The organism is Shinella sp. HZN7, assembly GCF_001652565.1.
GTDB lineage: Bacteria > Pseudomonadota > Alphaproteobacteria > Rhizobiales > Rhizobiaceae > Shinella > Shinella granuli.
In genome coordinates this window covers 434,731-456,462 of the sequence record NZ_CP015737.1, presented here as the reverse complement: position 1 = coordinate 456,462, position 21,732 = coordinate 434,731, and the positions used below count along the sequence as shown (strand labels likewise).

The 21,732-nt window shown below is 65.3% G+C and carries 18 protein-coding genes and 2 pseudogenes; 8 read left to right on the top strand and 12 right to left on the bottom strand.

Annotated elements, in window-relative coordinates; all coding sequences use genetic code 11:
• Positions 1-2 precede the first annotated feature (2 nt).
• From shn_RS24460 to shn_RS24420, 8 genes and pseudogenes are all read right to left on the bottom strand, one after another.
• Entirely contained in the window at positions 3-761 is a 759-nt protein-coding gene (locus shn_RS24460) for an SDR family NAD(P)-dependent oxidoreductase (protein WP_064333108.1), read from the bottom strand.
• Between the two features lie 8 nt (positions 762-769).
• A complete protein-coding gene (locus shn_RS24455) occupies positions 770-1,654 on the bottom strand; it encodes an SMP-30/gluconolactonase/LRE family protein (protein ID WP_064333107.1) in 885 nt (294 codons plus the stop codon).
• Between the two features lie 10 nt (positions 1,655-1,664).
• On the bottom strand, positions 1,665-2,468 hold the full coding sequence (locus shn_RS24450; RefSeq protein ID WP_064333106.1) for an HpcH/HpaI aldolase/citrate lyase family protein: 804 nt from the start codon (positions 2,466-2,468) through the stop codon (positions 1,665-1,667).
• Between the two features lie 11 nt (positions 2,469-2,479).
• Complete coding sequence (araD, locus tag shn_RS24445) at positions 2,480-4,213, bottom strand: L-arabinonate dehydratase (RefSeq protein ID WP_064333105.1); 1,734 nt, start codon at positions 4,211-4,213, stop codon at positions 2,480-2,482.
• 7 nt (positions 4,214-4,220) lie between these two features.
• Positions 4,221-5,063 (bottom strand): annotated as a pseudogene (locus tag shn_RS35205) (carbohydrate ABC transporter permease); the annotation flags it as partial.
• A 3-nt stretch (positions 5,064-5,066) separates the two neighbouring features.
• Positions 5,067-6,002 (bottom strand): carbohydrate ABC transporter permease, encoded by a 936-nt coding sequence (locus tag shn_RS24430; protein WP_064333102.1) that lies wholly within the window; start codon positions 6,000-6,002, stop codon positions 5,067-5,069.
• Positions 6,003-6,083: 81 nt separating this feature from the next.
• A complete protein-coding gene (locus tag shn_RS24425) occupies positions 6,084-7,319 on the bottom strand; it encodes an ABC transporter substrate-binding protein (protein ID WP_064333101.1) in 1,236 nt (411 codons plus the stop codon).
• 40 nt (positions 7,320-7,359) lie between these two features.
• Positions 7,360-8,363 (bottom strand): annotated as a pseudogene (locus shn_RS24420) (ABC transporter ATP-binding protein).
• Positions 8,364-8,603: 240 nt separating this feature from the next.
• Between shn_RS24420 and shn_RS24415 the strand changes: the two are divergent.
• Positions 8,604-9,644 carry a LacI family DNA-binding transcriptional regulator gene (locus shn_RS24415; RefSeq protein ID WP_245337435.1) on the top strand — a complete coding sequence of 347 codons (1,041 nt, stop codon included), beginning with the start codon at positions 8,604-8,606 and terminating at the stop codon, positions 9,642-9,644.
• A gap of 151 nt (positions 9,645-9,795) precedes the next feature.
• Here the strand turns inward: shn_RS24415 and shn_RS24410 are convergent, their stop codons facing one another.
• Entirely contained in the window at positions 9,796-10,905 is a 1,110-nt protein-coding gene (locus tag shn_RS24410) for a Gfo/Idh/MocA family protein (RefSeq protein ID WP_371328613.1), read from the bottom strand.
• A gap of 263 nt (positions 10,906-11,168) precedes the next feature.
• Between shn_RS24410 and shn_RS24405 the strand changes: the two genes are divergently transcribed.
• The 6 genes from shn_RS24405 to shn_RS24380 all read left to right on the top strand — a co-directional run bounded on the left by shn_RS24405 (position 11,169) and on the right by shn_RS24380 (position 18,046).
• Positions 11,169-12,416, top strand: coding sequence for an ABC transporter substrate-binding protein (locus tag shn_RS24405; protein WP_064333099.1), 1,248 nt, complete (start codon positions 11,169-11,171; stop codon positions 12,414-12,416).
• Between the two features lie 381 nt (positions 12,417-12,797).
• A complete protein-coding gene (locus shn_RS24400) occupies positions 12,798-13,631 on the top strand; it encodes a helix-turn-helix transcriptional regulator (RefSeq protein ID WP_064333098.1) in 834 nt (277 codons plus the stop codon).
• A 109-nt stretch (positions 13,632-13,740) separates the two neighbouring features.
• Complete coding sequence (locus shn_RS24395) at positions 13,741-15,858, top strand: TonB-dependent receptor (protein ID WP_168168963.1); 2,118 nt, start codon at positions 13,741-13,743, stop codon at positions 15,856-15,858.
• 1 nt (position 15,859) lies between these two features.
• Complete coding sequence (locus tag shn_RS24390) at positions 15,860-17,122, top strand: MFS transporter (protein ID WP_084438430.1); 1,263 nt, start codon at positions 15,860-15,862, stop codon at positions 17,120-17,122.
• Positions 17,123-17,135: 13 nt separating this feature from the next.
• Positions 17,136-17,768, top strand: a complete 633-nt coding sequence (locus tag shn_RS24385) for a class I SAM-dependent methyltransferase (protein WP_064333096.1) — start codon at positions 17,136-17,138, stop codon at positions 17,766-17,768.
• Entirely contained in the window at positions 17,765-18,046 is a 282-nt protein-coding gene (locus shn_RS24380; protein ID WP_064333095.1) for a cupin domain-containing protein, read from the top strand. The genes shn_RS24385 and shn_RS24380 overlap by 4 nt, the downstream gene beginning before the upstream one ends.
• 63 nt (positions 18,047-18,109) lie before the next feature.
• On the opposite strand, the gene shn_RS24375 is transcribed toward shn_RS24380, so the two are convergent.
• Positions 18,110-18,955, bottom strand: a complete 846-nt coding sequence (locus shn_RS24375; protein WP_064333094.1) for an EamA family transporter — start codon at positions 18,953-18,955, stop codon at positions 18,110-18,112.
• On the bottom strand, positions 18,952-19,617 hold the full coding sequence (locus shn_RS24370) for a nitroreductase family protein (protein WP_245337434.1): 666 nt from the start codon (positions 19,615-19,617) through the stop codon (positions 18,952-18,954). The genes shn_RS24375 and shn_RS24370 overlap by 4 nt, the downstream gene beginning before the upstream one ends.
• Positions 19,618-19,674: 57 nt before the next feature.
• On the opposite strand from shn_RS24370, the gene shn_RS24365 reads away from it, so the two are divergent.
• The gene (locus shn_RS24365; protein ID WP_064333093.1) at positions 19,675-20,580 is read left to right on the top strand and encodes a LysR family transcriptional regulator; all 906 of its coding nucleotides are present in this window, start codon (positions 19,675-19,677) and stop codon (positions 20,578-20,580) included.
• 37 nt (positions 20,581-20,617) lie between these two features.
• On the opposite strand, the gene shn_RS24360 is transcribed toward shn_RS24365, so the two are convergent.
• A complete protein-coding gene (locus tag shn_RS24360; RefSeq protein ID WP_064333092.1) occupies positions 20,618-21,709 on the bottom strand; it encodes a LacI family DNA-binding transcriptional regulator in 1,092 nt (363 codons plus the stop codon).
• Between the last annotated feature and the right edge of the window lie 23 nt (positions 21,710-21,732).

Below are 21,732 nucleotides of genomic sequence, written 5' to 3'. Positions count from 1 at the left end.
CTTCAGTTCTGCGTGAGGCCGGCGTCGACGATGAAATTGGCGCCGGTGCAGCCGCTGCTTTCATCCGAGCCGAGGAAGAGCGCGAGGCGGGCGACATGGCCGGCGTCGAGACGGAATTTCAACGATTGCAGGTCGATGAACTTCTGGCTCTCCTCCGCACCCGCCCAGAGCGCCTTCTGCCGCTCCGTGACGATGGCACCCGGCACGATGCAGTTGACGCGGATGCCGTCGGGGCCGAGGTCGCGGGCGAGCGTGCGCGTCATGCCGTTGATCGCGGCCTTGGCCGTCGTATAACCGACCATCACCGGATTGCCGCGCATCCACGACACCGAGCCCATCATGACGATGGAGCCCCTGCCCTTCTCGCGCATGCCTTTGGCGACCGCTTGCGTCGCGAAGAACTGGTGGTCGAGGTTCAGCGCCAGCATGCGTCGCCAGTAGTCCGGCTCCACCTCGTCCATGCGGTGGCGGTCGTCCTTGCCGGCATTGTTGACGAGGACGTCGACCGCGCCGTGCCTAGCCTCGACCCTCGCCACCGCATCGCGCAAAGCCGGAATGTCCGTAAGGTCGCAGGCATGAAACTCCGCGCCCGTCGCTTCCGCCGTCGCCTTGCCCGCCTTCTCGTCGATATCGAGGAAGGCGACATGGGCGCCCTGCGCACGGAAGGCCATCACCATGGCCTCGCCGATGCCGGAGGCACCGCCGGTGATCAGCACGGTGCGGCCTTCGAGCGAATGGTAGCGTACGGTATCGTAGGTCATGGCATGCCTCAGCGGGCTGGGTTGAACAGGGGTCGGGCGAGGCCGGCGACAGCGGTGCGCATGGAGAAGAGCGCGCCGGAAAGCGGGTATTCGACAAGCTCTTCGTCGGGCCGGCCGATCGAGGCGCTGGTGCAATAGAGCGTCTTCATATCCGGCCCGCCGAAGGCGATCATGGTCGGGCATTTCGCCGGCACCGGGTATTCGGCCAGCAACCTGCCGTCCGGCGCATAGCGCTGCACGCGGCCACCCTCATAGAGCGCGGTCCAGTAGCAACCCTCAGCATCCACCGCCCCGCCATCCGGCCGGCCCTTGTCCCTCTCGCTACCGAAGCGGGCGAAAACCCGCCGGTTCGTCGCCTCGCCGGTCTCGGCATCGTAATCGCAGGCATAGAGCGTGTAGCGCAGCGTATCGGAATGATAGAACCGCTTGCCGTCCGGCGAGAAGGCGACGCCGTTGGAGGTGAGCAGCCCGCCGGCAAGGCGCGCCAGGCCGCGAGTATCATAGCGGTAGAGGCTGGCGATGCCCTTTTCGCGCGTCTCGTCCACCGTGCCGGCGATGAAGCGGCCGACGGGATCGACGCCGCCGTCGTTGAAGCGGCTGGTCGCCTGGTCCTCGGGATTGTCCGCGAGCTTCTTCCGGAGCGTGCCGTCCGCGTCGATAAGCCAGAGGCCGGAGCGCAGGCCCGCGACGAAGCCGCCGCCCTCGGCAAGGCCGATGCAGCCGACTTCCTCGGGCAGCTCCATCGCGTCGAGCGCGCCCGTCGCCGGATCGTAGCGGTGGATGCGGCAGCGCTTGATATCGACGAAATAGAGCGCCTGCTCCGCGACCGACCACAGCGGGCATTCACCGAGCGCGGCCTTGAAATCGAGGACGGGGGCAAAACCTTCTTCCACCGCGCCGCCCTCAGTAAGCCGCCATCGGCGTTGCGGGGGCCTTCTCGACGCCCTTCAACTGGCCGAGCCATTCGCTCGCCCGGCCGGTCATCAGGGCGATGTCGGAGGCGATGGCGGCGAAATCGTAGCCGTAGCCGATGAAACGCTTCACCATGTCCGGGTTGGGGCCGACGATGCCGACCGGCTTGCCGGCGGCGTGCGCGTCCTTCGCCGCCCTCTCGATCAGCGCCTGCACCTCGGGATGGGCGATATTGCCGATATGGCCCATGGCGGCGGAGAGATCGCCGGGACCGACGAACAGCGCATCGATGCCCTCGACGGCGGCGATCTCCGGCAGGCGCTCGATGGCTTCGGGCGTTTCGAGCTGGACGATGGTGCAGATGTCGTCATTGGCGGATTTCAGGTAGTTCGGGATCGTGCCGAAGCGCGAGCCGCGATGCACGGCGGCAACGCCGCGGATGCCGTGCGGCGGATAGCGCGTATAGGATGCGGCGGCCTTCGCCTCCTCCGCGTTCTGCACGAAGGGCAGCATGACGGTGCGCGCGCCGGCATCGAGCGCCCGCTTGACGAGAACCTGGTCGTTCCAGGCGAGCCGCACCACGGCGTCGGCCGGCGTGCAGCCGATGGCGCGCAGGATATGGGCGAGGTCGGTGAACTCGACCGGCACATGCTCCATGTCGACCACGAGGAAATCGAAGCCGCCATAGCCGAGCGCTTCGGCCGTCGCGGGCGCGGCAGCCATCAGCCAGGTGCCGAGCGGGGTGGCACGCGTCGTGTCGCCGAGCCAGGACTTGAAGGGGTTGTTGCTGCTCATGCTATCGGTCCTCAGTAGATCGGCGGTTCGGGCACGGGCTGCGTGCCGGTCAGGAAGTCGAAGTCGCAGCCCTCGTGCGCCTGACTGACATGGCGCTGGTAGAGGGCGGCGAAGGAGCGTTCGTAGATCGGCGCGGTCGGCTTCCACTCGGCGCGGCGGCGGGCCAGTTCCTCGTCGGAGACGCGCATGTTGATGGTCGCGGCGGCAACGTCGAGCTCGATGAGATCGCCGGTCCTGACCAGCGCCAGCGGCCCGCCGATGGCGGCTTCCGGCGAGACGTGCAAGATGCAGGTGCCGTAATGGGTGCCGCTCATGCGCCCGTCGCAGATGCGCACCATGTCGCGCACGCCCTGCTTTAGCAGCTTCTTCGGGATCGGCAGGTTGCCCCATTCCGGCATGCCCGGCGCGCCGACCGGGCCGGCATTGCGCAACACGATGACGGTATCCTCGGTAATGTCGAGGTCCGGGTCGTCCAGTGTCCTGTTCATCGTGCGCGGGTCGTCGAAGACGATGGCCGGGCCGACATGCTTCAGGAATTTCGGATTGGCGGCGGAGGATTTCATCACCGCGCCGTTCGGCGCGAGGTTGCCCCGCAGCACTTCCAGCGTCTTGCCGCGTGCGAGCGGCACGACGGGATTGTCCTCGCTGCGGATCACCTCGTCGTTCCAGCAATCAGCCGAGGCGATATTCTCGCCGAGCGTGCGGCCGTTGACGGTCGGCCGGTCGAGGTTGAGATGCCGCGAGAGCTTCCGTAGCAGCGCATTGATGCCGCCGGCGAAGTAGAAGTCTTCCATCAGATATTCGCCCGACGGGAAGACATTGGCGACGACCGGCACCTTGCCCGCCATTGCCGCCATGTCGTCCAGCGTCAGTGCCACGCCGACACGCTTCGCCATGGCGATGAGATGCACGGCCGCATTGGTCGAGCCGCCGAGCGCCATATAGGCAACGAGACCGTTCAAAAAGCTGTCGCGATTCAGGATATTCGACGGCTTCAGGTCCTCCCAGACCATTTCGACGATGCGCGACCCGCAGGCGGAGGCCATGCGCGTATGGCCGGAATCGACGGCGGGGATGGAGGAGGCGCCGGAGAGCGTCATGCCCATCGCATCGACGATGGAGGTCATGGTCGAGGCGGTGCCGATGGTGTTGCAGGTGCCGGGCGAGCGCGTCATGCGGCTTTCGAGGTCCACCCAGTCCTCGCGGGTGATGTTGCCGGCGCGCAGCTCGTCCCAGTATTTCTTGGTGTGGGTGCCCGCCCCGGTCTTCACGCCGCGCCACTGGCCGTTCGACATCGGTCCGGCGGGGCAGAAGATCACCGGGATATCCATCGAGAAGGCGCCCATCAGCAGCGCCGGAGTGGACTTGTCGCAACCACCGAGCAGCACCGCCCCGTCGATCGGATGGCAGCGCAGCAGCTCCTCGCATTCCATGGCCAAAAAATTGCGGTAGAGCATGGTGGTCGGCTTCACCATGACCTCGCCGACGGAGATCGCCGGCAGCTCGACGGGATAGCCGCCCATCTGCCAGACGCCGCGCTTGACGGCCTCGGCCCGGTCGCGCAGATGCGCGTGGCAGGGGCTCATCTCGCTCCAGGTGTTGATGATGCCGATCACCGGCCGGCCCATGAATTCTTCGCGGCGCATGCCCATCTGCTGGGTGCGCTGGCGGTGCGCGAAGGCCCGCATGTCGTCGGAGGCGAACCAGCGCTGGCTGCGCAGTTCGGAAAGCTCGCGCTTCGTCATCCCTTGATCCCCCGGCGGTGAGACCAGAGACGACGCGCTCCTGGAAGATGACGATCAGCACGGCGACCGGGACGATGCCGACGACGAGGGCTGCGGAGATGACCGGCCATGGGAAGGCGAACTCGCCCTGGTAGAGCTGGATGCCGACGGGCAGTGTGCGCAGCGACGGATTGGAATTGAAGGACAGCGCCAGCAGGAACTCGTCCCAGGCATTGACGAAGGCAAGGATGCCGGCGGTGAAGACGCCCGGCGCGCAGAGCGGCACGACCACCTTGAAGAGCGCCCCCATACGCGTGCAGCCGTCGATCATCGCCGCGTTTTCCAGATCGCGCGGAATGCCCTCGAAGAAGGAGACGAGCATCAGCGTGCAGACCGGCAGCGACAGCACGGTATAGGGCAGCACCAGCGCGACCCAGGTGTTGAGCAGGTTCAGCGTGCGCATGATCTCGAAGAGGGGCACGAGCAGCGTCACCAGCGGGAAGGTGGAGACGGCGATGATCAGCGACAGGATGAGGCCGCGATAGCGCAGGTTGAGCCGCGCCAGCGCATAGGCCGCCAGCACCGAGACCAGCAGCGTCAGGCAGGTCGACAGCAGCGCCACCATGAAGCTGTTGAACAGGAAGAGATGCAGCGGCTGGTCGGAGAAGGCCTGCATGTAGTTCGTGAGCGTCGGGGCGTGCGGGATCCAGGTGATCGGCTTGGCGGTGAGTTCGGCTTCCGTCTTCAGCGAGGTGAAGAGGATCCACAGCGCCGGGAACATGCCGTTGACGATCAGCGCGCCACCGGCGATGAAGCGCAGCGGACGGCCGGAGAGAAGCGAGGAGAATCCGGGATTGGCGACGGCGCTCATGGCTTACTCCTTGGTCCGGATGGCGCGGAGATAGACGGCGGTCACGCACATCGACAGGGCGAACATCACGACGGCGAGCGCCGAGCCGTAGCCGAGATCGAGGAAGGAGACCGTGTTCTGGTGGATGTACATGGCGAGCGTGGCGGTGGACGTGCCGGGGCCGCCGCCGGTCATCATGTAGGGGATGTCGAAGGTCTGCAGCGCCGTGATCGTGCGGAAGATCAGCGCGACGACGATGGAGGGCTTCAGGAGCGGCAGCGTGATCTCGAAGAACTGGCGGATGCGCCCGGCGCCGTCGACATCGGCGGCTTCATAGAGCGAGCGCGGGATCGTCTGCAGGCCGGCGAGGATGATCAGCGCCATGAAGGACGAGGTCTTCCAGATGATCGTCAGACAGATGGCGGCAAAGGCCCAGTTCGGCGAGTTGAACCAGATGATGCCCTCGAAGCCGAGGCGGTTCAGCACGTCGTTGACGACGCCGTATTCAGAATGGAAGAACCAGGCGAAGATCAGGCCGGCGAAGGAGAGCGGCAGCGCCCAGGGGATCAGCAGGGAAAGGCGCACCGGCCACTGCACGCCGAAGGGGAGATTGGCGAGCAGGGCCAGTGCCAGCCCGACCAGGAGGGCGCCGGGCACGGTGATGAGCGTGATGAGGATGGTGTTCCAGGTGGTTTCCCAGAAAACCGGATCCTCCAGCATCAGGCTGTAGTTTTCGAGGCCGACGAACTCCGCCGGCAGGCCTGACGTCAGCGACAGGCTGAAGAAGCTGGTATAGCCGAGGCGCAGTACCGGGTAGACGATGATCAGCGCGAGGAGGATCGCGGCGGGCGCGAGCAGGACCACGGCCAGCGCCCGGTCGCCGAGATCGAGCCAGCGCGTCCAGGCCGGCGGGCCGCGGTCGGCAGAGCTTGCCGCATTGAGGGTGGAGGTCGTCGACACGGGGGCAACTCCCGGCAATTCAGGTTGGGGAGGCGGAAGGGCGGGCAGGCCGCCCTGCCCTTCCGGCGATGGGTATCGCGATCAGCGCAGGATGCGCTTGAGGCGCGCCTCGATCTGGCTTGCGCCGTCCTCCGGCGTCGTGACGCCGGCGAGCACCGCGTTGACCGTGGTGCGGATGACCTCGCTCACCTCGTTGTAGCGCGGCGTGACCGGGCGGGCCTTGGCGGTCTCAACCACCTGGAGCGCGTCGGCGAACCACGGCACGGCGTTCAGCACCTCGTCGTTCTTGTAGGCGCCGGCATAGGTCGGCAGCAGCGAGCCGTTGGCGGCCATGAAGACGGAAACGTCTTCGCTCGACAGGTATTCGACAAGTTTCTTGGCCTCGTCCTGATGGGTGGAATAGGCCGAGACGCCCCATTCCCAGCCGCCGAGGCAGCTTGCCTGCTCGCCGGAGCCGAGCGCCGGCAGGCGCGTCACGCCGACATTGCCCTTGACGGCCGATTCCGCGCCCTGGAAATGCGTCCAGGCATAGGACCAGTTGACCGCGAAGAGCGCGCTGCCGGCCTGGAATTCCTTGCGGGTATCGTCGGTGGCGACTTCCGCGATGTTCTTCTTGGCCGTGCCGTCGTCGACAAAGCCCTTCCACAGCGACAGCGCCGTGACGGCGGCGTCATGGTCGAAGGTCAGCTTGCCGTTCTCGACCAGATTCTTGCCCTGGCTCCAGTAGGGCAGCAGGAAGGTGCAGACCGCGCCCTCGATGGCCTTGCCCTGGAAGGAAAGGCCCTGCAGGTCGGGGTTCTTCTCGCCCTCGGCGACCTTCTTGGCGGCGGCCGCCAGCTCGTCCCAGGTCTTCGGCGGCGTAATGCCGTATTTGTCGAGCAGGTCCTTGCGGTAGTAGAGGAACATGGCGTCGGCGAAGGCCGGCAGCGCGACGACCTTGCCGTCGACCGTATTCGCCTCGACATAGGCCGGCAGGTAGACCGACATGTCCTTGCCCTCGAAGGCGGAGGTCCAGCCGGCGGCGGCATATTGCGCCGGGCGGATGACGTCGAGCATCAGCACGTCGAGATTGGTGTCCTTGGCGGACATGACGGTATTGAGGTACTGCGCCTGCGCTTCCGAGGTGTTGCCGCCTGTCTCGATCGCCACCTTGACGCCCGGATTTTCGGCCTCGTACTTGTCGAGCACCTTGCGCCAGACATCCGGCTGGTGCTGGCTGGAAACGAAGATCTTCAGATCCGTGTCGGCAAAGGCCGGCGCGGCGAAGGCAAGCATGGCGGCAGTGGCGAGCGCACCCGCCAGGATCCTGGTGTTCATTCTATCCTCCCGTTGATGGAGCGCACAAAGCGCCTGGCATTCAGTTGATGACGCGTTCGCTTGCGGCATCGAAAAGATGGATTTTCGTGGGGTCGACGCCGATCCGGAATTCCGAGCCGGGCTCCGGCCGCATCTCCGGCGGCATGCGTGCGGTCAGCACGTCGCCGCCGACGGCAAAGTGCACCAGCGTGTCCGAGCCGAGCGGCTCGACGACCTGCACGCGGGCGACAAGCGCGGCCGCCGGATCGGCTGCCGTGCCAAAATGCTCCGGCCGGATGCCGACGACCACGTCGCGACCCTCCACACCGGTCTCGCGCCCGGCCCGCACGGCCTCCAGCCGCAGCTTGTTGCCGTCTGCAAAGGCAAGACAGCCCGCCTCGACCTTCGCCTTGGCGAAGTTCATCGCCGGCGAACCGACGAAGCCGCCGACGAAGACGCTTTGCGGCCGGTCATGGCCTCGACCTGGTCGTGCGTGACATAGATGATCGTCGTGCCGATCTGCTGGTGCAGACGCTTGATCTCGGTGCGCACCTGGCCGCGCAGCTTGGCGTCGAGATTGGACAGTGGCTCGTCGAACAGAAAGACCTTCGGCCGGCGCACGATGGCGCGCCCCATGGCGACGCGCTGGCGCTGGCCGCCGGAAAGCTGGCCGGGGCGGCGCTCGAGCAGATGGGAAATGCCGAGCATCTCCGCAGCTTCATTGATGCGGACATCCGCTTCGCGCGCCGGCACGCCATGAACCTTCAGGCTGAACCCCATGTTCTCGCGCACCGTCTTGTGCGGATAGAGCGCATAGTCCTGGAAGACCATGGCGATGTCGCGCTCGCGCGGCGGCAGGCGGTTGACCACCTTCTCGCCGATGCGGATCTCGCCGCCGCTGATGCTTTCGAGGCCGGCGACCATGCGCAGCGTCGTGGACTTGCCGCAGCCCGAGGGGCCGACGAAGACGACGAACTCGCCATCGGCGATTTCAAGGTCGACGCCCTTCACGATTCGCAGCGAACCGTAACTTTTTTCCAGCTTTCGCAGGCTGACAGAAGCCATTCCTCTCTCCCAAGCGCGGCCGGGCATCCGGCTCATCTCAGGCGATAATAGCGCTACGATTTATTTGATGCAAGACGGGCTTGAAAAATGTTTTTTGGTGCGAGGGAGAACGCAATTTCCATGAAATTTGACAAAAGTCTCTTTATTTTCAGAATATTACATATTCGCACACCTGCGATTGTCGTTGCGACATGATCAAAAGTGTGCTATTTATACAATAATAGCGCTATGGAGTTGACCGTGGACAACACAATGCGAAAGCCGCCGCGCCATCGCCGCAAGATGCAGTCCGTCACGATGTCCGACGTGGCCGAGCTCGCCAATGTCTCCCCCTCCACCGTGTCGCTCTTCCTGCGCAAGCCCGAGGCGGTTTCGGCGACTGCGAGCCAGGCGATCAGCCGGGCGATCGACAAGCTCAACTATGTGCCGAACCTCATGGCCGGCGGCCTGGCCGCTGCGTCCTCCCGCGCCGTCAGCATCCTCGTGCCTTCGGTGCGCAATGCCTTCTTCGCCGAGACGGTCTCTTCCATGCAGACGGCGCTCAAGAAGCAGCGCCTGCAGCTCATTCTCGGCCATACCGAATATGACGAGCAGGAAGAGGAGGAACTGGTCCGCATGGCGCTCTCCTGGGCGCCGGCGGCGATCGTCCTGACCGGCCTTTCGCACAGCGCGGCGACGCGCCGGCTGCTGGCCAATGTCGCCATCCCCGTCATCGAGATCTGGGAGCTGGGCGGCCCGCAGATCGACGCCGCCATCGGCTTCCACCACGATCAGGTCGGCATCGCGGCGGCGGAGCACCTGGTCCGGCAGGGCCGTCGCAACCTTCTCTTCCTCGGCGCGCGCATGCACCAGGACCGCCGCGCCAGGCAGCGCTGCAACGGCTTCCTGCAGGCGGCCAGGGTGACCGGAGCGGCTGCGAAAGTCGTCGAGCATCCCGACACGGCCTCCGCCGAAATCGGCTCGATGCTGCTGGCGGAAGCCTTGCGACTCCACCCCGAGACCGATGGCATCGCCTGCTCGAACGACCATATCGCGCTCGGCGTGCTCTTTGCCTGCGAGCGCCAGAAGATCGCCGTGCCGGACCGGCTCGCCGTGATCGGCTTTGGCGATCTCAGCTTCAGCGCCGCCTGCAACCCGCCGCTCACCACGATCCGTCCGTCCGGCGACCTGATCGGCCGGGAGGCTGCAAGGTTGATCGAAGAGCACCTGCACGGCGAAAAAGCGGACGCACATCGCACGATCGACACCCGCTTCACGCTGCAGCACCGCCGCAGCAGCTAGGGCATTTCCGGCGGGAGCGCAGGGTGCGGCTTGTCGCCGATTGCACGGAAACGAAGAGTTGCCCTTTGGGCGCGAACGGAGCGGGCTTCTCAACGGGGCAAGCGAAGGATCGGCGGCACCGCCGATCCTTCGCTTGCCGCCGCCATGCCCGTCAGTTCAGCGTCAGTCCGTCGATGGTGACGACGCGTTTTTCCTTGGCGGAACGTTCCGCCGCCAGCCCGATGGCAACCGCCTTCAGGCCGTCCTGCAACGTCACTTCGACCGGACCGGCACCCAGGATCGCCTTGCGGAATTTCTGGTGCGCGTAGAAGGTCGCGCCGTGGTGTGCGCCGGCATGCAGCACTTGCGCGTCCACCTCGACGATGCGGCGTTCGGGCTGGCGCTTTTCCTGCCGGAAGCTGATTTCGATTTCGGAATGCCTGCCGGCCTCCTCGCCGCGATGCCCCGGCACGAAGCATTCGACCCGGCCGAGCGAGCCGGTCGCGGCGAACTCCTCCTGCCAGAGAGCGCCTTCGGCGAACATGCAAAGATCGAGCGAGGCGCGGATTCCCGACTTGAAGTCGACCGTGACGAAGGCATTGTCGATGATGTCGGGCCGCTTCCCGTCCTCGCGCCGCTCGTCGGCATGGTTGACGTCGATGCCGGCGGAGGCATAGACGCGCACCGCCTCGTCCTCGGCGATCAGCCGCATGAGATCGAAGAAATGGCAGCACTTCTCGACGAGCGTGCCGCCCGTACGCGCCGCATAGCGGTTCCAGTTGCCAACCTTCTCCTTGAAGGGAAAGCGATGCTCGCGCAGCGCGATCATCCTGAGGTCGCCGACCGTTCCCTTGCGAACCTCTTCCACGAGTTCCGTAACCGGCGGCATGTAGCGATACTCCATGCCGATCCATAGCGGCGCCGTGTAGCCGGCAAGCGCCGTCGACATCCAGGTAAGTTGTTCGGCGGAGGTGCAGGCGGGCTTTTCCAGAAGGATCGGCAGGCTGAGGCCCCGGTCGAGGATCCTTGCCAGCACATCCGCATGCGTGTCATTCGGCGTTGCGATCACCAGGGCGTCAACGGCGTTACTGGCAAGGAGCGCATCGGCCGAGTCGAAAAGCTGGGCCGTTTCGGGAACGCATTCGGCGGCCAGCGCACGCGACCGGGCATCCGGATCCGCGATGGCCGTGATCCTGGAGCCCGGCGTCATCGCGATATTGCGAAGATGCTCGCGCCCCATCATGCCGGCCCCGATCAGGCCGTAGCGTATAAGGTCTGACAATCCCATTCCTCCTCTCGATTGCGCCCCGGCAGCACCGCCGCCATGGAGCCTCTGACCGAGGAAACGTTACGCAGCAAGGCGGGTAAAATCAAATAAAATCGTAGCGCTATTATAAGCGACCGCACCGATATTGTGATTATCTAGCTGATTTAACATACAAATATTGTGGAAATACGATCATTTTCCGAACTCGATTCACAGATTGACGCATCATTATGCAGCGCTATTATTAGCATGGGAGCAATTTGGAGGAGGAACCAAGCATGAAAAGCCCCATCATCGCCTGGACGGCGGCAGCGCTTGCCATCGGCTTGCAAGCGCCGGCCCATGCCGATACGACGCTGCGCATGTTCGTCTCGAGCCAGGGAAGTCCGGGCATCCACCGCAAGATCGCCGACCTGTACGAGCAGCGGAATCCCGGCATCAAGATCGAGATCGAACTCGGCGGCGCCACGTCGGAATTGCAGGCGCAATACCTCAACACGGTCCTGTCCAGCCGCGATCCGTCGCTGGACGTGCTGATCCTCGACATCATCCGCCCTGCGCAGTTCAGCGCTGCCGGCTGGATCTCTCCGCTCGGCGATGCGGCTGCAGCCGCGCCCATGCTCGAAGACTACATCAAGGCCTATGCCGACGCGAACACCGTCGACGGCAAGCTCATCGCCATGCCGGCACATGCCGACGCATTGCTTCTCTACTATCGCAAGGATCTGCTCGACAAATACGGGCTTCCCGTGCCCAAAACCTGGACGGAGCTTGCCGAAACAGCAAGGAAGATCCTGGCCGGCGAAGGCGACCCGAACCTGCAGGGCATGAGCTTCCAGGGCAAGGCCATCGAAGGCGCCGTCTGCACCTTCCTGCTGCCCTATTGGAGCGCCGGCCACGACCTGACGAAGAATGGCGAATTCTCCTTCGACAAGGACGGCGCGGTCGCGGCCTTCAACGTCTGGAAGAGCCTCGTCGACGAAGGCATCGCGAAGAAGAACATTTCGGAGGTCGGGACCGACGACACGCGCCGGGAATTCCAGGCCGGAAAGGCGGTGTTCGCGTCGCTATGGGGCTATGGCTGGAGCAACTTCCAGGGCGAGGATGCCGCTGTTCGGGGCAAGGTCGGCGTCGCGACCCTGCCCGCGGTCGACGGCGGCAAGGTCGTGAGTTGCCTCGGCGGCTGGGAATGGGCCGTTTCCGCCTATTCGCGCCATCAGGAGGAAGCAAAGAAGCTCGTCACCTTCCTGTCGGGAGCGGAAGCCACCAAGATCAAGGCCATCGAGGCCTCCTATCTCCCGCCGCGGACTGCACTGTACACCGACCCGGACGTACAGAACGCCATGCCCTGGGTTGAAAGCGCCCGTGCCGTCGTTGAAAGTGCAATCCCCAGGCCAGTGACGCCGCGGTATAACGAAGTGAGCGAGATCATCCGCACGCTCTTCAACGCGGTAATCGGAGGCTCGATGAGCCCTGAAGATGCAGCAGCGCAGATGGACGCGAGGCTGCGCCGTATTCTCCGATAGGCCAATACGAGGCCAAACTCATGAGCCCTACCGTTCTGGGCTCATGGGCTGGGGATTCAATCGCTGCAGTCGGTCTACGTCCGACGACAATATCGACCTGATGAATCCCGGTGATTTGTTCTCGCAGGCGCCCATATCTCACCGCGGAACCGACCCGTAAGACCTGCGGGGCGCAATCCTGGATTCCGCCGGTCATGCTGTCACGCCTCTTCATCAGATCCCCGTCGAGCCGGCTGGCGCCGCCGTTTCCTTGGTAGGTCGATCGCACAATTAACTTGACTATCATACTCATATATTGTGATCGTTCTCCGGTCGAAACACGCGTTCGCGGCATACCGCATCACGCCAGCCGCAACGCCTCCCTCTCCCCCGGAGAATGCCGTGGAGATCATCCGCGCCTGTGGCCTCAACATCTTCCTGGAGACCGCCACCGTGCGGCGGGAAACGGTCTGGGAAAGCATCACGCCGCCCGGCCATTGGCTCGGCACCCTGCTGGAAGGCAGCCTGTCCGTCCAGCAGGAGGGTTTCGGAGAGCACCTTTGGGAAAGCGGCGGCGGCACGATCTTCTCCACCAGCGAAAATGTCGCCACGCGCCATGTCGTTCAGCGCGACGGCAGTGTTGCGGCCGTCTTCGTGCAGATCGAGGCTGACATGGCCGAACCGCTGGTCGGCGGTGACACGCTCGCGCTGATCTCGCGCAAGACGCCGGATCCCCGCCTTGCCTTGCCGGAAGCCGCGCGCACCATCGCCTGGCAGATGCTCGGCTGCCCGCTGCAGGGCCCGGCCCGCCGTCTCTACATGACCGGCAAGGCGATGGAGATGGTCGCCCACGTCCTCGATGAGGCCAGCGCGCCCGACCGTACCGGCGCCGGCATCACGGCGGCATGGCCGGCGCGTGACATCGCCCGTCTGCACGAGGCGCGCAGCATCCTGCTCGCCGAGCTCGCCTCCCCGCCCAGCGTGCCCGAGCTCGCCCGCCGCGTCGGCACGAACGCCAAGAAGCTGGGCAGCGGCTTCCAGGCGCTGTTCGGCACCAGCGTCTACGGCTTCGTCAAGACAAGCCGGCTCGATGCCGCCCGGCTGCTGCTGGAGGGCGGCGAGACGTCGATCGCCCGCGTCGCCCGGCAGGTCGGCTACCAGCCGCAGCATTTCGCCACGGAATTCCGCCGCCGCTTCGGCGTCGCGCCCACCACCATCGCCGGCAGGGCGCGCTGAGCCCGATAGTCCGATTCCCGAACGTCTTTGCCGCGATCCCGAACGGCCATGCGATTGTCCGCCGGGCAGCCCCCATGCGAAGACCCTCGTAAATATGAGGGAATTCATCATGAATGGAAAACGCCACGCCGCCCTGCGCGCCGCAACCGTCCTTGCGGCCACGGGCCTCGTTCTCATCGACGCCGGTTCGCCTGCCGCGCAGGAGCAAGAGGCCGGCGGCAATACGTCCGGGGCAACCGTTCTCGAACAGATCGTCGTCACCGCGCGGCGGCGGGAGGAGAAGATCCAGGAGGCGCCCGTCGCCGTTACCGCCATCCCCGCCGAGGAGCTCGGCAAGGGCCGGACGGACACCATGGAGGACGCCGCCTTCAGGACCCCGAACGTGCTCTTCAACGGACAGGGCGGCCCCGTCAGCATTCGCGGCGTCACCTCGCTCGGCATTGCCGGCGGCGTCGACCGGCAGCCGGCCGTCGGCCTGTTCCTCGATGACGTCTACCTTGCCCGCCCGATGGGCTACCCCTTCATCCTCGAAGACCTGGAGCGCGTCGAGGTGGTGCGCGGCTCGCAGGCGACGCTCTACGGCAAGAACACGATCGGCGGCGCGATCAACCTGATCTCACGCGCACCCGGCGACACCCCCGGCGGCACGGTCTCCGCCACCATCGGCACCGACCTCGACACGCGCTTCAAGGCGGCTTTCGAGACGCCGATCGAGGGGACGGACTGGGCGGTGCGCGCCTCCGCCGCCTGGAGCGGCAATCGCGGCTATATCGAAAACCTCGTGACGGGCGAGGATGTCAGCGACACCGATCTCTTCTCCGGCCGCATCGTCGCCACCGGCGAGGTGGGCGACGGCACGACGGTCAGGATCATCGGCGACTACACGCGCGACCGCGGCGACGGCGGGCTCTGGTATGCGCCGCTGCCGCTCGCCTTCGACCACGAGGCGACCCACGACTTCGAGCCGGAAAACAGCGTCGACAGCGGCGGCCTTTCCGTGCGCATCGACCATGACTTCGAGACCGTGCGGCTGACCTCCATCACCGCGTTCCGCGGCCACCGGATGAAAAGCTATCTTGACGGCGACTTCACCGCCACGCCCTTCATCGGCCAGGCCCAGGAGGAGACGCAGCGCCAGTTCAGCCAGGAAATCCGCCTGTCCTCGCTGGATGACGACGTCCTGCGCTGGAGCGGCGGCCTTTTCTACATGCACGAGCGCTTCGAGGGCACGCAGTATTTCGACCTGGCGTCCTTCCCGCGCGATGTCTGGAGCCGGGACGTCTTCGAGCAATCGGCCGATACGGTTTCGGTCTTCGGCGAGGTCGGCTATTTCCTGACGCCGCAATGGGAGGTCTCGGCGGGCGGGCGCTACACCTACGACCGCAAGTCGACGACGAGCGAAATTTCCTCGCCGAGCGGCAGCTTCATGTTCGGCATGCCCGGCCGGGCCGAGGGCGACGTCTCCTTCTCCAATTTCTCGCCGGAGGCGGCCCTTACCTATCACGTCTCCGAAGGCAACATCGCCTATGCCAAGGTCAGCCGCGGCTACAAGTCCGGCGGCATCAGCCCCTATATCGAGGCGGACGGCAACGCGAACCGCTACGACCCGGAAACCACCACGTCCTACGAGCTCGGCGCCAAGGCGACATCCGACGACGGCCGGTTCACCCTGGCGGCCTCGCTGTTCTACATCGACTGGAAGGACCAGCAGGCGGTCATCTACACGACGCCCTTCACGCGCGTCTATCGCAATGCCGCGGCGGCGACGTCGAGGGGCCTGGAAATCGAGGCGACCGCGCAGATCACCGAGGAATTCGCGCTTCGGGCGGGCTACGGCTACACTCGTGCCCGGTACGACGATTTTGTCGATACGGTGATGGGCGCGGTCTATACCGGCAACGACCTGCCCTTCGCGCCGCGCCACAGCTTCAGCGCCGGCCTGCGCTTCGAGCGCGAACTCGACGCCGGCGCCGTGCTGAAGGCCGGCCTCGACTATACGTTCCGCAGTTCCTACGCCTTCACCGCCGACAACGCGTACCGGCAGGCGCCGACGCATCTGGTGGACGCCCATGTCGGCGTCGAGAAGGACGGCTGGAGCGCCAGCCTCTGGGCCAAGAACCTGACGGACGAGCGCTACCTGAAGAACTATTTCAGCTATAGCGGCACCGACATGGGCGTGGCCGCGCCCGGCCGGACGATCGGCATCACGCTTGCCAGGGTGTGGTGACATGAGCGGAACCGACAATGCCGTGCTCCTCGCCGCCTCCGACGCGCCCGCGCCGGCGCAAGCCGGCCGGCTGCGCTTCTTCCTTTTGATCGGCGCGCTCTACTTCACGCAAGGCTTGCCCATGGGGCTTGCCATGGAGGCCGTGCCCGTGCTCATGCGCCAGAGCGGCGTCTCCATGGACGTCATCGCGCTGGTGCCGCTCGCCGGCCTGCCCTGGATCGTCAAGTTCCTCTGGGCACCGACGGTCGACAACCGCTGGCGCGCAGGCCTCGGACGCCGCAAGAGCTGGATCGTGCCGATGCAGGCGATCCTTGCCGCCTGCCTCCTTCTGCTCGCCGTCCTTCCGCTCGATGGGGCCGGCCTCTGGATGGCGGTGACGGCGCTCATGATCGGCTCGATCGCCAGCGCCACGCAGGACACGGCGACGGACGGCCTGGCTGCCGAGCAGCTTGCAGGACGCGGACTTGCCTATGCCAATGCATTGCAGGTCGGCGGCATGATGGGCGGCTTCATGGTGGGCGGCGGCGGCGTGCTGATGGTCGCCGACAGGCTTGGCCAGCAGGGCATATTCCTGCTGCTCGCGCTGGCCCCGGTCCTGACCATCGCGCTCGCCCTCTCCTGGCGCGAGCCGCCGCGTCCCGCCACGGCACATGGCAGCGGCAAGGCCCGGCTCGCCGATACGTTCCGCCGCCCCGGCATCGCGCTGCTTCTGCTGCTCGCCTTCATCTATGGCGGCGCCCATGCGGGCGGGCTCAGCGTCAGCAGGATCTTCCTCGTCGACCAGGGCTGGTCGAACCAGGATACGGGTCTCGTCGCCACGTTCAGCGGCCTTGCGATGCTGGCGCTCGGCTGCCCGCTCGGCAGCGCGCTGACGGCCCGCAACCGCTGGCTCGCCATGGGGACGGGCATGACGCTCGCCGCCGTGTCCTTCGCCCTCTTCGGCCTCATCGCCGCGGGCATCCTGCCGACAGGCTGGTCTTCCGTCCTGCCGGCAATGGGCGTGCTGTCGGTCGCCAGCGGCTTCATCGCCGTCTCGGCGGCGACGATCATCATGGCCTTCGGCGGCGCGGGAAAACAGGCGGGCACGGATGTCACCGTGCTCCAGAGCGCCAACGTCCTCGGCGAGATGGCGATTGCCGGCCTCGTCGTCTGGGTGGCGGGGCGCACCGGCTATGTGCCCGCCTTCGCCGGCGCGGGCCTGGCGCTCGTCCTTGCCCTTCTCTTCGTCTCGCGCGCCGCGCGCGCCATCCCCGTGACCCGATAATCGAGGCCAGTCCATGCTGAAACTTTCCTCCACGATGGTCGACCGCATCGCGCGGCGGCCGGGTGGCCTTCTCGGCTACCTGCTCTACCGCTTTCCCCTCGGCCACAAGATCGGCTTCGATCTGGCGCTCCGGCGGCTTCCGCCGGAAAGGAACGATCTCGTCCTGGAGGTCGGTTGCGGCGGTGGCGTCTTCCTGCGCCGGCTGCTGAAAAGCGGCTGTCGCGCCGTCGCCATCGATCACAGCCCGGACATGGTGGCCAATTCCGGCCGGCTGAACGCCAGGGCGCTCGCCGGGGGGCGGCTGACATTGCACGAGGCCGATGCCGCGGCCCTGCCCGTCGCGAGCGGCACGATCGACAAGGTCTATTGCCTCAATGCCTTCTTCTTCTTTCCCCAGCCGTCCGAAAGCCTCAAGGAGATGGCGCGCGTGCTGAAACCCGGCGGCCAGCTGGCGCTCGTCACGTCCCCGCCCGCCTTCCGCCGGCAGATCGCCAGGGTTTCCGCCAGCATGGCGGAGACCATGCGCTTCGACGAGCCGGAGACGCTCGCGCGATGGGCGCATGATGCCGGGCTGGTGCCGGTCGAAACGCGCGACGTCGCCGGCGCCGGCTATCTCTTCATCGCCACCAGGGAGGAAGCGGCATGAGCGAGGAAACACGCATCGAGGCCCCCGGCTTTCGCGGCCGCATCACCGGAAGGCTCGGCGACATGCTGGTGATCGACGCTGCGGTGGAAGCCGACATCCCGTCCCATGCGGGAGAAACGGCCGAATTCGCCATCGTCGTCTCCGGCCGTTTCGAGCTGAGCATGAACGGCACCACGCTTTCCTGCGGGCCGGGCGACCATCTCGTGGTCGAGGCGGGCGTGGAACACGCCATCCGCGTCATCGAGCCCGGCCGCCTGGTCCTCATCGGCAAGATGTGACCGGCATGGCGTCCCTTGCGGGGCGCGCCGAAGCCGGCTTGCATCGCATCCCCCGGACGTGCATCAGCTCGAGCGCTGGATGAGCCAGATGCTGCCGATGACGAGGCTGGCGCCGGTGATCTGCAACACCGTCAGGGACTGTCCGAGGAACCCCCATCCGAACAGCATCGCTGTCAGGGGGCTAAGGAACAGGAGCGAGGAGACAACCGAAGGCGCCAGCCGTCCAATCCCGCGAAACCAGAGGACATAAGTCAAAGCTGCGCCGATCAGGCCAAGCCAGACAAGGCCCATGAGATTGGAAAGCGTTGGAACAGGGATGGAGCCATCGATCAGCACGACGACAGGAACCAAAAGGAGGCCACCGGCGGTCAACTGCCATGCCGTGAAGGTGAGCGGCGACACGGGTGGCTGCCACTTGCGCGCCAAAGTGACGCCCATGGCCATGGAGGTCGCGCCAGCCAGACCGGCTGCAATGCCGATGGGGTCGAGCGCAGCGTCCGGCGTCAGGACGAGCAAAGCAACCCCGATCATGCCCGCCAACGCGCCCAGGACCGCCAACGCGCGAAGCCGGGAAGACAACAGAAACGAAGCCAGGAAGACGACGATCAGCGGTTGGGCCGAGAGCACGGTGCCAGCGACACCGCCAGGAAGCCTATAAGCGGCGACGAACAACATGCTGAGGAAGATCGAGATGTTGAGCGCACCCAGGATGAAGGAGCGCAACCACCAGATGCCGGCCGGCAACTGGCGTACGATCGCCAGCAGGAATACGCCTGCCGGCAACGCACGCAGCATTGCGACCGTCATCGGCGAGAATCCCACGAGGAATTCCGTCGATACGATATAGGTGCTGCCCCAGACCATCGGTGCGAGGGCCGTCAGCGACAGGTCTGAAAGGTTCTGTTTCATGACAGTTGAAGGACCTCGGAAAGTGGACGGCGCGGCTTCTGGGGCCAGTTGCCCGGCGCTGCGCGACCGACAGGAAGAAGCATGACGGGGATCTCACCCCCGGCGAGACCGAACTCGCGAGAAACGGCGGCAGCGTCGAACCCGCTCACCGGGCCTGACGCGAGCCCCATGGCCTCGGCTGCGTAGATCAGCGTTGCCGTCCCGAGGGTTGCCGAGCGGATGGCTTCATCGCGACTCGCTTCGCTATCGGCGGCATATTTGGCACGGGCGGTTTCTTGCCATCCCGAAGCCATCGCTTCCGGCATCAGGCCGGTTTCGACAAAGGGCCGCAGTCGCTCGCCAAGGCTCTCGTGATCGGGCGACTGGCCGCAGATGATGAAGGTTACAGCGGCGTCGGAAACCTTGACCTGACCATAGGCGAGGTCTCGCAGTTTCGCTTTGGCCTCCGCTTTCCGGACGGCAATGAAACGCCAGTTCTGAAGGTTGAAGGCCGTGGGCGCGCGCGTTGCAAGCCGCACGAGGCCTTCGATCTCGGTGTTCGTCAGGGAATGTAATGGATCGAAGCGATTGGCGGAAACACGTCGCTCGATCAGGTCAATTGCTGGATGGTGCATTGGTATCTCCTGGCGAAATTTCTTTTCCATGGAGATAAAGAATTCCATACTGGATCATAATATGGTAATTTTGAAAGATATTCATATCCAATAGGAAAGAATAGAGTGGATCGGTATACGGCCTTGCAGGTGTTTCGGCATGTGGCCGAGTTGGGCAGCTTTGCCGAAGCGGGCCGGAAGCTCGGTCTTTCACCTCCCGCGGTGAGCAAGAACGTGGCAGAGCTGGAAGCGCATCTGGGCGTGCGGCTGATCAACCGGACCACGCGGCGCATGGCGCTGACCGAAGAGGGCAAGACCTACCTCGACCATGTCACGCGGGGCCTGGATGCCCTGATCGAAGCCGAAGCAGCGCTTTCGCCCGCGAAATCGTCGCCCGTCGGCACGCTGCGGGTCAGCGCCCCGATGACCGTCGCGCTAGTCCGCCTGTCAGAAGCGGTCCCCGAATTCCTCTCGCGCTATCCCGATCTCAGCCTTGAACTCCATCTCGATGACCGCCGCGTGGATATCGTCCGCGAAGGCTTCGATCTCGCCATTCGGGGTTATAGCAACCTTGAAGATTCAAGCCTGATCGCGAGGAAGCTCGGGGTAATGCCGCATGTGCTGTGCGCAGCTCCCGCTTATTTCGAAACGCACGGAAAACCGCAGACGCCTTCCGACCTCAAGGCTCTGCATCACATCCGCTTTCCCTATGGAGGCAACGCCGATGTCTGGGAGTTCACAAGGGACGGCCAGACCGAACGCATTCCGGTCAAGGCACGCTACTCGGTATCCTCCAGCCTTGCTGTGCGGGATGCGCTGCGCGCGGGCTTTGGCATCAGCCTGATCCCGCGTCCCTACGTCGAGAACGACATTCAGGAGGGGCGATTGGAAACGGTGCTGACTGACTGGGCGACGGCGGAGATCACGCATTTTGCAGTCTATCCCTCACGTCAGCACGTGGCTCCGAAAATCCGTGTCTTTCTCGATTTTCTCATTCAGCGTTTTGGGCGTGAGACGATCTCAAAGACCTGACGTCGCAGGCTCCCCGCAAAGCTGAGACTAAATCGCCTCAAGATGCCTTGTTCCCATCTGCAGGCCTTGGTTTTGCAGCTTGTCTGGAAGCCGGTCCGGTGGACGAACGTTCCACCAGATGGCAGGCAAGCTCCAGCCTTCGGGGCGGAAACGGCAGACTGGAAAGGCTGTCGCGCAGGAGGTCAAGGGCCGACGAGCCGATTTCCCGCATCGGAATGTGCATCGTCGTCAGGGGCGGGTTGAGGAATGCGGCCTGCGGCAGGTCGTCCATGCCCATCACCGAGACGTCGCGCGGCACGCCATAACCCATCTGCTGGATGCCCAGCATCGCGCCGACGGCAAGGCTGTCGCCGGCCGCAAGGACAGCGGTGAAATCCAGGCCGCGCTTCCCGATGCGGGAAACGATGGCCTGCGTCGCCAGTTCCGGCAACCAGTCATCGACCGGCACGACCAGATCGGGATCGACGGAAATGCCGCGATGGAGCAGCGCGTCCCGCCAGCCCTCGAAGCGGCGCTCGATGGTGCGCCGCCCGGGCCGCATGAGGAAGAGGATGCGCTGATGGCCAAGACCGATCAGATGGTCGGCGGCAAGCCGCGCGCTCGACCGGTTGCACGGTGTCACGCTCGACAGCCGCATGAACGGGTCGTCGCCGTTGAGCAGCACCACCGGTTTTTCGAAGCCGCGTGTGGCGGCAAGCAGCGCCTCGTCGTCGACGGTGAGGAACAGAAGGCCGAGGATTTCCGGATCGTCCTTCGCCTCCTTCAAGAGCGACAGTTCCTCGCTTTTGTCGGCGATGGGGCGGGTGATGATTTCCAGGCCGAGCGCCTGCGCCCGCTCCTTCAGGCCGTCGAGTACGTAAAGCGTGAACTGGTTGCGCACGTAGTCGATCATCGCGGCGCTGGAGGCGGCGAGGATGACCTTCTGCCCGGCCACTGCCGTCGGCATGACGTAGTTCGCCGTCTTGGCCGCCTCCAGCACCAGTTGGCGGATTTCCGGGCGGACGCCCTTTTCACCCGCAAGCGCCCGGGAAACCGTGCTGAGCGAGACGCCGCAGCGCTCGGCGATGTCCTCCAGCCGGACCTTCCTGCTCTTCTTTCCCCGTTTGCCGGGCAATGGTTTGACGGTCACCGCGCACCTCTCTTGCGCCTGAT